General features: G+C 67.5%; 17 protein-coding genes and 1 tRNA gene. 9 read left to right on the top strand and 9 right to left on the bottom strand.

The genetic code is table 11. The features are described 5' to 3' along the window. Positions 1–8: 8 nt before the first annotated feature. Entirely contained in the window at positions 9–2,459 is a 2,451-nt protein-coding gene (locus tag EV649_RS21990; protein ID WP_130385435.1) for a glycosyl hydrolase, read from the top strand. A gap of 103 nt (positions 2,460–2,562) precedes the next feature. After that, on the top strand, positions 2,563–2,838 hold the full coding sequence (locus tag EV649_RS21985; RefSeq protein WP_241998518.1) for a DUF1876 domain-containing protein: 276 nt from the start codon (positions 2,563–2,565) through the stop codon (positions 2,836–2,838). 15 nt (positions 2,839–2,853) lie between these two features. On the opposite strand, the gene EV649_RS21980 is transcribed toward EV649_RS21985, so the two are convergent. The 6 genes from EV649_RS21980 to EV649_RS21960 all read right to left on the bottom strand — a co-directional run bounded on the left by EV649_RS21980 (position 2,854) and on the right by EV649_RS21960 (position 7,351). Beyond that, positions 2,854–4,182 carry a M20/M25/M40 family metallo-hydrolase gene (locus EV649_RS21980; protein WP_130385434.1) on the bottom strand — a complete coding sequence of 443 codons (1,329 nt, stop codon included), beginning with the start codon at positions 4,180–4,182 and terminating at the stop codon, positions 2,854–2,856. 67 nt (positions 4,183–4,249) lie between these two features. After that, entirely contained in the window at positions 4,250–5,113 is an 864-nt protein-coding gene (locus EV649_RS21975; RefSeq protein ID WP_198682627.1) for a hypothetical protein, read from the bottom strand. A 45-nt stretch (positions 5,114–5,158) separates the two neighbouring features. Beyond that, the gene (locus EV649_RS41695) at positions 5,159–5,560 is read right to left on the bottom strand and encodes a Rieske (2Fe-2S) protein (protein ID WP_241998516.1); all 402 of its coding nucleotides are present in this window, start codon (positions 5,558–5,560) and stop codon (positions 5,159–5,161) included. 11 nt (positions 5,561–5,571) lie between these two features. Further along, positions 5,572–6,102: a DUF6529 family protein gene (locus tag EV649_RS41690; protein ID WP_241998515.1), complete on the bottom strand. Its 531-nt coding sequence runs from the start codon at positions 6,100–6,102 to the stop codon at positions 5,572–5,574. Between the two features lie 13 nt (positions 6,103–6,115). Beyond that, entirely contained in the window at positions 6,116–6,775 is a 660-nt protein-coding gene (locus EV649_RS21965; RefSeq protein WP_130385432.1) for a hypothetical protein, read from the bottom strand. A gap of 87 nt (positions 6,776–6,862) precedes the next feature. Further along, a complete protein-coding gene (locus tag EV649_RS21960; RefSeq protein ID WP_130385431.1) occupies positions 6,863–7,351 on the bottom strand; it encodes a VOC family protein in 489 nt (162 codons plus the stop codon). A 115-nt stretch (positions 7,352–7,466) separates the two neighbouring features. On the opposite strand from EV649_RS21960, the gene EV649_RS21955 reads away from it, so the two are divergent. Further along, positions 7,467–7,552 (top strand) — tRNA-Leu (locus EV649_RS21955). A 195-nt stretch (positions 7,553–7,747) separates the two neighbouring features. On the opposite strand, the gene EV649_RS21950 is transcribed toward EV649_RS21955, so the two are convergent. Next, positions 7,748–8,236 (bottom strand): VOC family protein, encoded by a 489-nt coding sequence (locus tag EV649_RS21950; protein ID WP_198682626.1) that lies wholly within the window; start codon positions 8,234–8,236, stop codon positions 7,748–7,750. Positions 8,237–8,583: 347 nt separating this feature from the next. On the opposite strand from EV649_RS21950, the gene EV649_RS21945 reads away from it, so the two are divergent. The 3 genes from EV649_RS21945 to EV649_RS21935 all read left to right on the top strand — a co-directional run bounded on the left by EV649_RS21945 (position 8,584) and on the right by EV649_RS21935 (position 9,898). Further along, positions 8,584–9,111: a ferritin gene (locus EV649_RS21945; RefSeq protein WP_130385430.1), complete on the top strand. Its 528-nt coding sequence runs from the start codon at positions 8,584–8,586 to the stop codon at positions 9,109–9,111. 72 nt (positions 9,112–9,183) lie between these two features. After that, positions 9,184–9,453: a type II toxin-antitoxin system prevent-host-death family antitoxin gene (locus EV649_RS21940; RefSeq protein WP_130385429.1), complete on the top strand. Its 270-nt coding sequence runs from the start codon at positions 9,184–9,186 to the stop codon at positions 9,451–9,453. After that, positions 9,443–9,898, top strand: a complete 456-nt coding sequence (locus tag EV649_RS21935) for a type II toxin-antitoxin system VapC family toxin (RefSeq protein ID WP_130385428.1) — start codon at positions 9,443–9,445, stop codon at positions 9,896–9,898. Before EV649_RS21940 ends, EV649_RS21935 begins: the two co-directional genes overlap by 11 nt. A 61-nt stretch (positions 9,899–9,959) precedes the next feature. Here the strand turns inward: EV649_RS21935 and EV649_RS21930 are convergent, their stop codons facing one another. Next, positions 9,960–10,751 carry an ATP-binding protein gene (locus EV649_RS21930; protein WP_130385427.1) on the bottom strand — a complete coding sequence of 264 codons (792 nt, stop codon included), beginning with the start codon at positions 10,749–10,751 and terminating at the stop codon, positions 9,960–9,962. A gap of 725 nt (positions 10,752–11,476) precedes the next feature. Between EV649_RS21930 and EV649_RS21925 the strand changes: the two genes are divergently transcribed. The 3 genes from EV649_RS21925 to EV649_RS21915 all read left to right on the top strand — a co-directional run bounded on the left by EV649_RS21925 (position 11,477) and on the right by EV649_RS21915 (position 13,105). Further along, positions 11,477–11,839 carry a lipopolysaccharide assembly protein LapA domain-containing protein gene (locus tag EV649_RS21925; protein ID WP_130385426.1) on the top strand — a complete coding sequence of 121 codons (363 nt, stop codon included), beginning with the start codon at positions 11,477–11,479 and terminating at the stop codon, positions 11,837–11,839. Positions 11,840–12,240: 401 nt separating this feature from the next. Further along, positions 12,241–12,819, top strand: coding sequence for an Hsp20/alpha crystallin family protein (locus tag EV649_RS21920; RefSeq protein WP_130385425.1), 579 nt, complete (start codon positions 12,241–12,243; stop codon positions 12,817–12,819). A 34-nt stretch (positions 12,820–12,853) separates the two neighbouring features. Further along, positions 12,854–13,105, top strand: a complete 252-nt coding sequence (locus EV649_RS21915) for a hypothetical protein (protein WP_130385424.1) — start codon at positions 12,854–12,856, stop codon at positions 13,103–13,105. Between the two features lie 10 nt (positions 13,106–13,115). On the opposite strand, the gene EV649_RS21910 is transcribed toward EV649_RS21915, so the two are convergent. Further along, positions 13,116–13,790: a hypothetical protein gene (locus tag EV649_RS21910; RefSeq protein WP_130385423.1), complete on the bottom strand. Its 675-nt coding sequence runs from the start codon at positions 13,788–13,790 to the stop codon at positions 13,116–13,118. Positions 13,791–13,921 lie beyond the last annotated feature (131 nt).

Genomic DNA, 13,921 nt, shown 5'->3' with positions numbered 1-13,921 from the left:
TGAAGAGCATGGCGACCGTCGACGACGTACGACGACAGTTCCGGAACCCGCCGCCCGAGGGGCGGCCGATGATGCGCTGGTGGTGGTTCGGACCGTCCATCGAGCGAGACGAAATCGACCGCGAGCTGGAAGCCATGGCCGCGGCCGGGCTCGGCGGAGCCGAGGTCGCGTTCGTCTACCCGATGGGACCGGTGACGGCGCCGTTCGGATCGCCCGAGTTCCTCGAACTGGTCGGGCACGCGGCGCGGACGGCGCGACGGCTCGGGTTGCGGTTCGACGTGACGCTCGGGAGCGGCTGGTCGTACGGCGGTGCGCACGTCGGACCCGAGTACGCGGCACGGCAGTTGCACTGGGACCGCCGCGAGATCGGTGCAGCGGCGTACGACGTACCGGTCGTGGCCGCGTGGCCCGGTGACGAGTTCGTCGCGGCGTACGTCGGCGACGGGTCGGGCGGCGCGCCGTCGTCGTACGTCGAGGTACCGGCGAGCGACGGAATCATCCACGTACCGGCCGGCGGTCAGCCACGCGAAGTCCTGATCGCGACGTCCCGCGTGACCGGGCAGCAGGTGAAACGGACCGCGGTGGGAGCCGAGGGGCTGACGCTCGACCACTACTCGGCCGCCGCCGCGAACGAGCACATCAAGCAGGTCGCCGAGCCATTGCTCCTCGCGGCCACGCCCGAGCTTCTCGGGTCCGTGTTCTGCGACAGCCTCGAGGTGTACGGCGGGGACTGGACGCCGACGATCTTCGACGAGTTCGTGAAACGCCGCGGGTACGAGCTGCGGCCGCGGCTCTTCGAACTGCTCGTGGACACCGAGGGCTCGCGGCAGCTGCGGATCGACTTCGGGCGGACGCTGTCGGAGCTGTACGAGGACAACTTCCTCAAGGTGTTCCAGCAATGGGCGTCCGGGCACGGCGTACCGTTCCGGATCCAGAGCTACGGTGAGCCGCCGGCCACGATGAGCAGCTACCGGCATGCCGACCTGTTCGAAGGCGAAGGCTGGGGATGGACGCGCATCCCCGAGACCCGCTGGGCGTCGTCGGCCGCGAACCTCTACGGCCGCTCGGTCGTGTCCGCCGAGGTGTGGACGTGGGTCCACTCCCCCTCGTTCCGCGCGACGCCGCTGGATCTCCAGGGCGAGGCCCTCGAACACTTCCTCTCCGGCGTCAACCAGCTCATCGGCCACGGGTGGCCCTACTCGCCGTCCGACGGGCCCGGCCTCGGGTGGATCTTCTACGCCGCGGGCGCACTCGACGACCGGAACCCTTGGTGGCCGTCAGCGACCGCTCTCTTCCGTTCTCTCCACCGTCTCTCCTGGCTGCTCCAGCAGGGCACGCCGGTCCGGCCGGTGAAGATCTACATCCCGGCCTCCGACGCGTACGCCGACGTACGCACGGGGCACGCCGAGCCGCTGAACCTCTACCGGGTGGCCCGCCGGCTGATCCCAGAGAGCGCTCCCCGGACGATCCGGGAGGCCGGACTCGACTTCGACCTGATCGATGACGACGCGCTCGAGGTACTCGATCCCGCTGACGCACCGCTGGTCGTCGTACCCGAAGGAACGACGACACCGCCGGAAACCCAGCGCTGGCTGGATGCTGTCATCGCGGCCGGCGGAAAGGTGATCGCCGACGTCAACACTCTCGCCGACCACCTCCCGCCACCGCCGCTCTCTCCCCAACAGGACGTCGGTGTGGTCCACCGGCGCCTGGACGACGGCGACTTCTACTTCGTCGCCAACACCGGCCCCGAGATCCGCACCCTCACCTTCGACCGGCCGCTGGAACACTGGAGAGCGCTCTCTGACGACGCTGCAGTCACCCGCACCGTCACCCTCCACCCCTACGAGTCAGCCGTCCTGATCGCAACCACCACACCTGAGCCCTCAGCTGAGGCGTCCGCTCCGGCCGACCAACTGGTCAACCCACTTCACGACGGCTGGTCGGTTGCCTTTGGCAATGACAGTCGCCCGATCACGCTCCCGCACCGCTGGGAGGACGACCCGGCACTCACGACGTACTCCGGCTCAGCCACCTACCGCACCGAGATCGAACTCCCGGACACTACAGGCCGCCTACTCCTCGACTTCGGCCCAGGTGAACCGGTCGCACCCGACAGCGAGCCCTACCTCCCGAGCAACTCCTACCGCGCGCTCATCACCCCGCCGGTGGGCGTCGCCGCCGACATCTGGCTCAACGACACCCACTGCGGTTCACTCTGGGCGCCGCCGTACCAGGTCGACCTCACGGCCGCCGCGCGACCGGGCGTGAACGAGCTGCGGATCGTCGTACACAACACCGCTGCGAACGCGCTCTCCGCCGATCATCACCTGCTCGACGCGGCCGCAGAGGCCACCGCACGCTACGGGCGGCGGTTCGACCTCCAGCACATCGAACACGCCGCCGACTACCTCAACTCCGGCCTACTGACCGTGCCAAGGATCATCCGTCAGGCCTGATCGAGGAACCGGTCGACTTCCACTGATCCGGGTCCGGCACTGGCACTTCGCGCGCAGACGTACGACGCTCGGAGTAGGAACTCCATGGACGAAGGTGAGTGGGATGTCAACGATGCGGCAGTGGGTGGTCGACATCGTGATCGACGAGGAGGAGGACGAGCGAACGACCCGGGCGGAGGCGCGGCTGCGGACCCATGCGGGCGAGCAGCTCTCGGCGCGAGGTACGGCGTACCGCCATCCGAACGACCGTGAGGTCCCGCAGATCGGCGACGAGCTGGCTGCCGCGCGGGCACTGTCCGAGCTCTCGCACCGGCTGGTACTGGAGGCGGCCGAGGACATCGAGCAGGTGACCCACCGGCCGACTCATCTGCAGGGCTGAATCAACCGGCCTGTGTCAGGCCTGATCGAGGAACCGGTCCAGCACTCGCGACCCGAACTCCAGCGCCGACGTCGGCACCCGCTCGTCGATGCCGTGGAACATGCCCATGAAGTCCAGGTCCGGCGGCAGCTGCAGCGGTACGAACCCGAAGCAACGCACGCCCAGCCGGCTCCACGACTTGGCGTCCGTACCGCCCGACATCAGCAGCGGCGCGGTCCGGCTCTGCGGGTCCTCGGCCGCGAGGCACGCCTTCATCGCCTCGACCAGACCGCCGCTGAACTCGGTCTCCAGCGCGATGTCCTGGACGACGGTCTCGCGCTGCACCTTGTCGCCGAGCAGTTCGTCGATGGTCGCGAAGAACTCGTCCTCGTGCCCGGGCAGGAACCGCCCGTCGATGTGCGCCTCCGCGTCGCCCGGGATCACGTTCACCTTGTAGCCGGCGTTCAGCATCGTCGGGTTCGCGGTGTTGCGGATCGTGGCGCCGAACATCCGGCTGAAGCTGCCCAGCTTCGACAGCGTCGTAGTCATGTCCTCGGGGTCGAGCTCGACCTCGAGCACGTCCTCCAGCGTTTTCAAGAACTCGCGGACGGTCGGCGTCACGCGCAGCGGCCACTCGTGCGAACCGATCCGCGTGACGGCCTCGACGAGGTTCGTGACGGCGTTGTCGGTGTTGACCATCGACCCGTGTCCCGCCGTACCACGGGCCTTGAGCCGCATCCAGTTCATGCCCTTCTCGGCGGTCTCGATCAGGTACAGCCGCAGGTCGTCCTTGACCGTGATCGAGAACCCGCCGACCTCGCCGATGCCTTCGGTGCAGTCGGCAACGGTGTCCGGGTGGTTGTTGATCAGCCACTGGGCGCCGTACACGCCGCCGGCTTCCTCGTCGGCCGTGAACACCAGCCGGACCGGACGCCGCGGCTTCACGCCGGCGCGTTGCCGCGCCCGCACGACCGACAGCACCATCGCGTCGAAGTCCTTCATGTCGACCGCGCCGCGACCCCACACACACCCGTCGAAGATCTCCCCCGCGAACGGATCGACCTTCCAGTCCTTCGGATCCGCCGGTACGACGTCGAGGTGCCCGTGCACGAGCAGCGGGTCCGCACTCTGGTCCTCGCCGTCCCAGTGTGCGACCAGCGTCGCCCGCCCCGGCTCCGACTCGTAGATCGTCGACTCGATCCCGACCTCGTCCAGCTTCGCCGCGACGTACTCGGCCGCGACCCGCTCCCCGTTGCTCTTGCCGTTCCCGTAGTTCGTGGTGTCGATCCGGATCAGCTCACTGCAGAGCTCCACGACTTCGGCGTCAGGGGTGTACGAACGATCAGCGGTCTCCGAAGCACTCATAGGCCTATCCTCTCCCACAGCGCGGCCACAGTCAGATCCCGGTACGGCGAACCACGCGGCCCTGCGGTCAGCCCCGACGTACCCCTGTGATCGCGAACTGCTCGATCTCCTTCAGATGACCGCCTGTCGAAGCCACGACAGTCAAGGCCGGATCCACGGCCGCGCGGAAGCTCACTTGCACGGACCACGACTGCTTCTCACCACCGCCGGGCCGGCAGCAGTAGGTGCCGATTGGCTCCTCCGACGACGGCTGCCGTACCTGGACACGGATCGACTCGTCCACGCCGGTGATTCGCCCACCGACAGTGATCGGTGACGTGACGCGGGCGGCGTACCGGGGCCGCTCCACTGTGAGCGACGTGTCCGCTGTGCCGACCACCTCCCAAGGTGCGTCCGATCCACGTCCGATCTTCACCAAATGGATGACGGCTGCGACGCTCGGGCGGCCCTCGGCCTGGTAGCCGACGCCGATGTAGGCGTCCTCACCGCGGGCAGACCGCGACACCACCCGGTCGATCTCGGTGAACCCGAGGAAGCCTCGCGTGAAGTTGAGCGCCGTTTCCTCGGCGTCCAGATGCCACGGCTGCCCGCCACTCCCGCGATACGACCGCTGCCAGGCCGCGGCCTCCGTCACCGACCGGAACGGCCAGAGCGGCTGAAACCTGAACTCGGTCGTCGGCGGCGGCGCCGGGGTCGCCGCCGGTCCTGGCGGCGTCCCGGTGTCCGACGTACCTGCCGTCGCCGAAGGCAGCCTGGTGGCAGGTGCCAGGGGTACGGCGCTCTGCCCGGGCGCGGACCGGGGACCGCCGTCGAACCAGCCGACCGCGATGGCGCCGAGCACAGCGGACACCAGCGTGACGACCAGGGCAGCGGTGACGATGACCGCCGCGGATCGCCCACGCGGACGCTTGGCGCCGGGACCGTCCTCCATCACGCCTCCCGGTACCCATTACACGCCACGACGTACCGCCGCCCTTCAGGTCAACGTGATCGCGTCACCGGAGATCGTGATCTGCTTCGGCGGGAGGGGGCGCGGCGCCGGCCCGTTGACGACTGAACCGTCCTTGATCGAGTACTTGCTGCCGTGACAGTCACAGTTGATGGTGCCGACGGCAACGCTCGCGACGGGGCAGCTCAGGTGGGTGCAGATCGAACTGAACGCCTTGAACGTTCCCTGGACCGGCTGGGTGACCACGACCTGCTGCGGCGCGAAGATCTTCCCACCGCCGACCGGGATATCCGCCGTCGGGCCGAGGACGGTGTCGGCCGGCGCGGGCGCGGGCGTACTTTGCGGCTCGCCGTACTTCGCGCAGCCGGCGACCGTCGCGAGTCCGGCGGCGGCTCCGGTGAGGATGGTACGGCGGCTGGGTGCGTCCACAGCGGGTCCTTTCAACGGATGACGCCGAACGTGGTGAAGAACCACAGCGCCGAGGTGAGCCAGAGCCCGATCAGGCCGGTGAAGACAGCCCCGCCGGCGACCGGGAGCAGCCAGGACGGCGCGCCGGCCCGGGTGAGCGCCAGCATCTTCACGACGAACGCGCCGTAGAAGAAGCAGCCGAGCAGGGAGTGGATCAGTACGCGCGATTCGCCGTACTGGAAGCCCAATGCATAAAGGCAATGCGCGACGACGGGGAGCGTGACCAGGACGGCCGCTCGTCCGGACCATCGGTGCAAGGGGGCGAGGTGGGTACGGCCTCGGTAGAGGGCGGCGGCGCTCGCCAGTTGGAGCAGGCCGAGTACGGCGGCCAGCGTGGCCAGCCAGCTCTTGACCGCTTGGAAACTGGAGAAGCCCGCGATGTCGATCGCGACGCCGGTGGGCTCGTGCAATCGCCCATAGACGCCCAACGCGACAGCCGCTGCGGCGCCGGCGATCAACGGGACCGCAACGGCACTGCGCCTCGCGACGGACGTCGTGCTCATTGACCCACCCACCTCAGAAAGTCTCGTCGCCGGCGATGGCTTGAGCTGTGACAGCCGCACCGTTCACGGTGGCGGAGCGGGTGGCGGGGTCGAGCGGTGGCGCGGCGGCGGGAGTTCCGTCGTTGTCGATGCCTACCTGCGAGCCGTCGGGGAGGACGATCCAGCCGATCGTCGACGTGGTGTTCTTGGCCCGGTAGAGCCCGGCCGGTGGTCCTGCCAGGGTCGCCGTGAACCGCAGTGAGCGACCGCGCAGGGTCAGTTCTCCTGACGCGGCTTTCGCGGTGGCGACGCCGGTCAGGCGCTCGCCTGTGCGCGAGCGCAGTACGAGCTTGCCGGCGGCGAAGGTGCCGGTCAGCCAAGCCTCTACGCGGCGGCCGTCGCACACGTAGGCGACGGCCTTGGCGCCTTTGACGGCGACGGCGAGCGTCGCCTCCCGACCGGCTGTCCGGCCGACGTACACCACTGGGTTCTGTGCTGCCGGAGTCTGCTCGGGTGTGGTCGGCGCCGCGGTCGTGGGCGTTGTTGGCGGGGGCGTTGTGGGCGCGCTTGTCGGGCCGGCCGCCTCCGTCTGAACGGCGGCCGGGGCATCGGTCTGCGTGCTGTTGACCACCAGCAACCCGACCAGCCCAACGGCCGTCGCTGCGAGCGTCACCAACGGACTACGTTGCCCCATTGCCCCACCCCGAGACTCGGTCTCACCCCGAGTCGAGGATCCCGCCCGCCCGGCACTGGGTCAACGGCTCGTGGACCTCCAGGGCCTTCAGAGCACCTTGAGGCCGTACATCTCGCCCAGCGGATCGGAGATCAGCTCGATCCGCGCGCCGTCGGGGTCGCGGAAGTAGATCGACGTACCGCTCTCCTCCTGGAACTCGACGCCGTGCTCGGTCAGGCTCGCCTTCAGCCGATCCCACTGATCGGGCTCCACCGAGATCGCCAGATGATGCAGTCCACCGAGCACCTCGGCGTACGGCCCGAGGTCCAGCCCCGGGAAGTCGAAGAACGCCAGCAGGTTCCCGTTCCCGATATCGAAGAAGAAGTGCGTCGACCCCTCGTAGTCCCGGTTCCCGACCATCTCGGTCAGCGGGAATCCCAGCACCTCCTGGTAGAACCGCACCGTCCGTTCGACGTCCGCGCACAGTAACGCAGTGTGATGCAGCCCACGCGCCGACGACGTAGCTCCACCCTTCAAGTACGCCGTACGCAGCCGCTCACGCTCCGCTTCAACGGCCGAGAGATCCATCTCCGTCATCTCCACCCACCCTTCGTCCAGCCCCATCAGACACCCCGGTCCGCCCGATGTGAATTCCACCCCTGGAGTTTGCTACTGTTCTCCGGTCGGTACCGCTCAGGCGGTCAGACCACTCGTCCGGGTGGCGGAATAGGCAGACGCGCTAGCTTGAGGTGCTGGTGCCCTTCGCGGGGCGTGGGGGTTCAAGTCCCCCCTCGGACACACACGCTAACCAAACGCGGGCAGGCCTGATGGAGACATCAGCCACCCGCGTTTTGTAGTTGTAGGAGACTTCCAAGGGCCAAGACGCCGTACAGATCGTCCGGCTCCGAGACGTCCAGCCCGGCAAGAGCAGCCGTTTCCTCCGGCGCACCGATTACCCATTGGCCAGGCCATCTCCGGAGTCAGTCAATCGAGCTACACCGCGTGGGGGTAGCCCGGCTGATTGGTGTGGTCCTCGGCGTCGTCACCTGTGCTGTACAGGCGAACGGTCAGCCCGTCTGGGTCGTAGACGTCGACCACCCAGCCGCGGGTGCCACCCTTGATCCCGGAGTGTCGTACGCCGAGACCGTCGAAGTGCGCGATCCACGCCTCGGCCGCCGTACGGTCGGCAATCGCGAAACTCACCGGGTCGAATCCAGCGTTGCCGACAGCAGCCTGCGCGTTTTGCCGCAGGGCTACCGGGACGCCCGCACCGGGCAGCCGCCCGCCGACGCCGCGTACCACGCCGTCGTCGTCAGGAAACTCCAGCTCGATGGTGTAGCCAAGGACCCGTTCGTACCATTCGCGGCTGCGGGCCAGATCGCTGACCGGCAGCTTGACATGATGAATGCCGGTGAACTCCACGTTCGCCACCGCTATCCCCATTTCTCCGTCGCCGAACGCCGAGCGCCGAGCGCCCGACATCTTCACACCAAGTCTCGTCGGCAAACCCGTGTTCGTCACAGCTGTGCCGCGGCGGTCTTCGACGCCGCCCCTTGGTCTTCGCGAGATGTGGGGCACAGCCAGCGAGTGCGATCGCCAGTCAGAGAGCGTCATGGAACGCTCCGTGCCCATGCCTGCCGAGGACCAGAAGTTCGGCGTCACGAGCCGCCAGGCACACCTGCTCACTCGGCCGTGCACGTGAATGGTTGGCGCGGGCGGGATACCGCAGCGTCCCGTAGCTCGCCCGCATGCCCGCATACATCCGCTGGCAGATATCTGGCCGACTGCGTGTGGTACCGATCGGGGGCACGCGCCGTTAGATTGACGGAATGGGCACGTACGAAGGACTTTTGCAGGAGCAGATCCGTAACGAATTCACGGCCGCGCAGCAGTACGTGGCAGTCGCTGTCTGGTTCGACGACCAGGACCTGCCGCAGCTGGCCGCGCACTTCTACAAGCAGTCACTGGAAGAGCGCAACCACGCGATGATGATGGTCCAGTACCTGCTCGACAAGGACATCCGGCCGCACATCCCGTCGGTCGGCGAGGTCGAGTCGGACTTCAAGACCGCACTGGAGCCGCTCGAACTCGCGCTGGCGCAGGAGATCACGGTCACCAAGCAGATCGAGACGCTCGCGCGCACGGCGCGCGACGAGAGCGACTACATCGGTGAGCAGTTCATGCAGTGGTTCCTCAAGGAGCAGGTCGAGGAAGTCGCCGAGATGAACACCCTGGTGAATGTCGCCAAGCGCGCCGGCGATGACCTGTTCCACCTCGAAGACTTCCTCGCCCGCGAACACGTCGGCGTCAAAAGTGACGACCCCACCGCCCCACGCGCCGCGGGCGGCAACCTCTGACGCGCTTCCACACTGATTCTCGAGCGTGCTACTCGGTGGCACGATGTGCCACCGAGTAGCTATCCTGGTGGCATGACCGGACAGCCGGAGATCACCCAGCGCGATCTGCGCACCAGATCCAAAGAGATCATGGACGCCGTCCAGGGCGGCCAGTCCTTCACCGTCACGCGGGATGGGCACCGGATCGGCGAACTGGTCCCCCTGCGACGCCGGCGACGCTTCGTCCCGCGCGCCGAGTTCGCAGCCATGTCCCGGACGGCTCCCGACATCTCGGTCGACGCCTTCCGCGCCGACCAGGACGCCACCTCCGACCAGCAACTGGACGACCCCTATGCCCGCTGAGTACCGGCAAGGTCTCGTGGACACGAACATCATGATCTTGCGCAAGTGGGTCGATCCCGCCGAGCTGCCGTCCGAGATCGCGATCAGCGCCATCACGCTGGCAGAACTCTCCGCGGGCCCCCACGAAGTCCGAGGCAACGACGAACAGGACGACTACGACGAACACGCCGAGCGCGCCCGGCGGATGGACGTCCTCCAACGCGCCGAGAACGAGTTCGATCCCATCCCGTTCGATGCGGAAGCCGCCCGTATCTACGGCAGAGTCTGCGCCGCCGTCGTCAGCGCGGGCCGCAAACCTCGGCGTCGAGTCGCCGACCTGATGATCGCCGCGATCGCGATCGCCGAGGGCGTCCCCCTCTTCACGACGAATCCAGATGATTTCAACGGCCTCGACGACCTGCTCACCGTCGTCCCTGTCACCAGACCGACAACACCGCGCGGTTGACCCGGGTCCCGTCAGACGCGCTCGCGGACCATCGTGATGGCTCCGCTCGTTGTCACCTGGACTACAGCCCTGCTCGCCAGGCTGCGGCGGCGAGCGACGCTTTCGAGGCCGGTGCGTCGAGTGCGGCCCATACCAGCTTGCCGTCGGCGATTGGCGCGGTTCCCCAGTGTCGGGCCAGCGCATCGACGATCACCAGACCGTATCCGTCTGTGCGCGGTTCCGACGCCTGATCGAGAGGCACCAGCTTCGGCGGGCGCGGATCCCCATCGCTGACGGCGATCAGGAGCGTACGCCGACGCAAGTGAAGTCTCACGTCGGCATCCGTATGCGCGTGACGCAGCACGTTGCTCACCAGCTCATGGGTGATCAGCCGCGCATCGTCCGCGATCGACTCACAGGCCCATTCCGCACAGGCGTCGCCGACGAAACTCCGGACCGATTCCAGGTCGCGCACTCCTCGCCGTACCGTTCGGCGAACGAGCTGGCACAGGGATGGACGGCGTACCGATGCCAGCGCCGCGTCCAACGTCGGGTAGACACCGACGAAGTGCGCGATCGACCGTGTCTCCAGACTCCGGTGCTCGGTCGGCGGACCGGCAACGAGCAGCAACCGCACACCGGTCAGATCAGCCCTACGCCGCGCAACCACCGCGAACATGCTCAGGTTCGCCGGCGCGAGGACGCACATCATGCTCAGGTCCACAATCACCGCGGCCGGCTGCTGCGCGATGCACCGCAGGAGCACTGTGCGCAGCTTCCCCGCCGTACTGACAGCGAACACCCCCACCGGAGTCACGATGGTGGCTTCGTCGCCGACGTCCACGCCGATATGCAGTGCTAGGTGTGCGGGCATGCGCCACTGCCTCGTTCCGCGCGACCCAACCAGCCGCGCGATTGATGGCCATCCGGTACCCGCACTCACTCGAGCGCATGCAGGCGAGTGGGTGAGTAGGCCGTCTAGTGGCAGGGGCTCATCATCTGCCCGCCGACGCCAATCCACCAGCCATCCGCTTGCGGCCACGCAGCAGTGCGGCGGCTCCCGGCGGGCGTTTCACCTCCTCCCACAAGGTCCCAGGCAGGCGCCGACAAATTCCTGCTCAAACGAGAACCCCGAGCCTTGCACACTTCTTGTGTGCAAGGCGTTTCCGTTATGCGCAACGACTGTTCCGGGTTGCAGATCACGAGGTCGAGCTGGCGCTACGGGTACCGGAGTGGGCTGCCGGGTCCGCATCGATGGGAGACTCGTAGCAATCACACTCATCCCCTACTACGCCTGGGCGAACCGCGGCGCACACGCCATGCGGGTGTGGATCCCGACGAACTAGATGTTGCACGCCGATGCACACCCCCGGACTCCCCTGATTCGCATCCTTGCCACTAGGTCCAGACCAGCCTCCACTGCAGCATTCGCCGAAACACCTCAGACGATCCAGGTCGTCGCGCCCAGGCTGAACTCACAGCGGCGACCGAATTGCATGAATGCATGTTCTCTGAACCAGAGTAAAATAGTGATGTCCGGAACGACGACACTCCACTCCTGAGGTGCCAGCCACACCGGCTCTCCGCAAGGAAGACGCCATGTCCGTCTTGCACCGCACCCGGAAATCACAGAAGACCCTGGCGGATCCGCCACTCGAGAGCGTTCCTACGCCCGCAACCTCGACCGAGCCAGCAGCACCGGATGCGGTGCCCCGCACTCGCACGGGTGCCACCTGGGTCGGGGTCTGCGCCGCCGCGCTCACGCTCGTGGTGCTCATCGTGTTCATGTTGCAAAACACCCGACGCGTCGAGGTCAGCTTCCTGTGGATGAACGGGTCCGTTCCGCTGGCGCTGGCCCTGCTGATCGCCGGCGTCGGCGTCGGCATCGTCGCCATGGTGATCGGCACCGCGCGGGTAACTCAGCTGCGCCGCCTCGTCCACCACCGACAGCGGCGTCACTGAGCAGGCCCATGATCGTTGGGTCAGCCGCGGTGGTATCGCTGATTCGAGGACCACGGCCTCCACAGGGTCCCTGACTCCCACGGCGAAAGAGGTGTCGCGGTGGCGAACAACATCCGACCCACCAGGCGTCAGGTCGCACCGGCCGCTCCGGCGCCGGTACAGGTCCTGGTCGGCGGCCGGTGGCTGACCGCCAAGGCGCACGCCATTCGCGACGGCCGCCGCGGACCGCAAGTCCTGATCACCTACTGCGGGCGCATGGTCTGGATCCCTGCCGTCCGGGTCCGCAGACCACAACACCCCTCACCACAAGCTCATGACCTTCCCGATCGGCCGACGGCCCGGGCAGGTCTCGCGTCCGGAACGGACGGCTCCGAATACCAGCCGAAGAGGTGACATCAACCATGGAGCGACCACTGCACCCAGTCCGACCCGGCAGCGGCCAGGACGGCCAACGGGACCAGCTGGGTCCTAGGCGCTGGCTGCCGAGCGAACCGTTCGCCCACCTCGAAGACATCTACCGGCGGATGAACCAGATGATGCGCAACCTCGCCGACGACGTCGACCTGCGCTCGTGGCGATCCCCGGTCGACATCGAGGAGACCGACGACGCCTACCTCGTCGAGATCGACCTGCCTGGCGTACCCCGCGACACCCTCGTCCTCGAGTGGAACGACCGCCAACTCACGCTGCACGGCGAGGTCAAAGACCGGGAACGGATCGGCATCCTGCACCAGCAGGCCCGCCGTACCGGTCCGTTCGACCACACCATCACCCTGCCCGGCGCCGTCGACGGCGAGACGATCGAAGCCACATTGACCAACGGAGTCCTCACCATCCACGCGCCCAAGGCCCAAGCCGCCGAAGGCCGCCGCATCGACATCAAGGATTCGATCAGCGACGCCCCACCAGCGCCGTCATCGACAGATACGACCAAGCCAACGGAAGGGGACGCACCCACCGACCCACCCAGCGCCGTGTGAGCGGGAGCAGCATCGATGCCAGGAGGCGGTAGCCATGATTGTGCTCGGACTCATCCTCGTTGCCCTCGCCGTAGGGCTCGGGTTCGGCGTGGCAGCATCGTCCGCCGACGACGCAACCCTGGAGGTCTTCGGCACCGGCCTCGGCGGCACTGTTGCGGGCGTCTTCTTTGCCGGCGCCGCGACGGCAGCCGCGCTGGTCCTGGGGCTCTGGCTGTTCAAGAACGGCCGAGCGCTCCTGGCGACCGGGGCGATCGGGCTGATCCGTCGTAGAGGCGCCCAACGGTGAGCACGCGCGGTCAGAACAGGATGTCGTGTACGTCGCCGCCGGTCAGCAGTGCGTTGATCCGTTCCATGACTCGGTCGTACGCCGCGCTCTGGCGGTCGGTCAACTCCAAGTCGACGTCGGGATTTGCTTGCCGGACTGCTAGCAACACGGTGGCGTCGTCATCGCCGGGCCAGGCGAGGAGGGCGACAAGCCGAGCGAGCGGCTGAAGGAGTTCTTTGCGATCGAGTGGGCGTCGCGCGCCGCTCCAGAGTTGCGTGTCCGGGTCGAATTCGTCCACGAGTTCGGCCACTGCGTCCAGCAAGCGGCGTTGCGCCGGGTCGTCCACAGCTGCCCGGTCGAGCGGCGTCAATGCAATGTTCAGGGCTCGCAGGGCTGCCGCGAGACTCTCGGTGTCAGCCTCCGAAATCCATACCACGCGCAGCGGCATCCGCTCCCGCCCCTCCGCGAACAGGCGAGGCCGGATGCTGCGACCCGGCCCGACCGGCGGTACGCCGAACGCGTCGACGGCGTCCCGCAGTACCGTACCTGTCCGTTGCAACGCGGCCAGCGCATTGCCTTGGGTCAGTACCGCGGGCAAGACCCGCCCGCCTGTGCGCTCGGCACGCGACAGGCCCTGAAGCAGATTCTCGGCACGCTGGTAGAGCACCGCGAGTGCCCGGTCGTCGGGCACCAACCGCCAGTTCATCCCCCGACCTCCAACTCGATCAGGTGACTACGGACGACGGCCTCGACGCCAAGCTCGATCGCGGGCGATGATCAGCATCTCGTTCATGCGGGTCTCGATCGACATGCCCTCTCGGAGCGGCACGGAGGCGG

This window comes from Kribbella sp. VKM Ac-2569, assembly GCF_004216905.1.
GTDB lineage: Bacteria > Actinomycetota > Actinomycetes > Propionibacteriales > Kribbellaceae > Kribbella.
The sequence above is the reverse complement of the archived record's forward strand: the minus strand, read 5'-3'. Positions and strand labels throughout refer to the sequence as shown.

Coding starts and splice junctions, on each gene's coding strand:
- EV649_RS21990 (WP_130385435.1), top strand. CDS start 9: ATGGCGACCGTCGACGACGTACGACGACAGTTCCGGAACCCGCCGCCC.
- EV649_RS21985 (WP_241998518.1), top strand. CDS start 2,563: ATGTCAACGATGCGGCAGTGGGTGGTCGACATCGTGATCGACGAGGAG.
- EV649_RS21980 (WP_130385434.1), bottom strand. CDS start 4,182: ATGAGTGCTTCGGAGACCGCTGATCGTTCGTACACCCCTGACGCCGAA.
- EV649_RS21975 (WP_198682627.1), bottom strand. CDS start 5,113: ATGGAGGACGGTCCCGGCGCCAAGCGTCCGCGTGGGCGATCCGCGGCG.
- EV649_RS41690 (WP_241998515.1), bottom strand. CDS start 6,102: ATGAGCACGACGTCCGTCGCGAGGCGCAGTGCCGTTGCGGTCCCGTTG.
- EV649_RS21965 (WP_130385432.1), bottom strand. CDS start 6,775: ATGGGGCAACGTAGTCCGTTGGTGACGCTCGCAGCGACGGCCGTTGGG.
- EV649_RS21960 (WP_130385431.1), bottom strand. CDS start 7,351: ATGACGGAGATGGATCTCTCGGCCGTTGAAGCGGAGCGTGAGCGGCTG.
- EV649_RS21950 (WP_198682626.1), bottom strand. CDS start 8,236: ATGTCGGGCGCTCGGCGCTCGGCGTTCGGCGACGGAGAAATGGGGATA.
- EV649_RS21945 (WP_130385430.1), top strand. CDS start 8,584: ATGGGCACGTACGAAGGACTTTTGCAGGAGCAGATCCGTAACGAATTC.
- EV649_RS21940 (WP_130385429.1), top strand. CDS start 9,184: ATGACCGGACAGCCGGAGATCACCCAGCGCGATCTGCGCACCAGATCC.
- EV649_RS21935 (WP_130385428.1), top strand. CDS start 9,443: ATGCCCGCTGAGTACCGGCAAGGTCTCGTGGACACGAACATCATGATC.
- EV649_RS21930 (WP_130385427.1), bottom strand. CDS start 10,751: ATGCCCGCACACCTAGCACTGCATATCGGCGTGGACGTCGGCGACGAA.
- EV649_RS21925 (WP_130385426.1), top strand. CDS start 11,477: ATGTCCGTCTTGCACCGCACCCGGAAATCACAGAAGACCCTGGCGGAT.
- EV649_RS21920 (WP_130385425.1), top strand. CDS start 12,241: ATGGAGCGACCACTGCACCCAGTCCGACCCGGCAGCGGCCAGGACGGC.
- EV649_RS21915 (WP_130385424.1), top strand. CDS start 12,854: ATGATTGTGCTCGGACTCATCCTCGTTGCCCTCGCCGTAGGGCTCGGG.
- EV649_RS21910 (WP_130385423.1), bottom strand. CDS start 13,790: ATGAACTGGCGGTTGGTGCCCGACGACCGGGCACTCGCGGTGCTCTAC.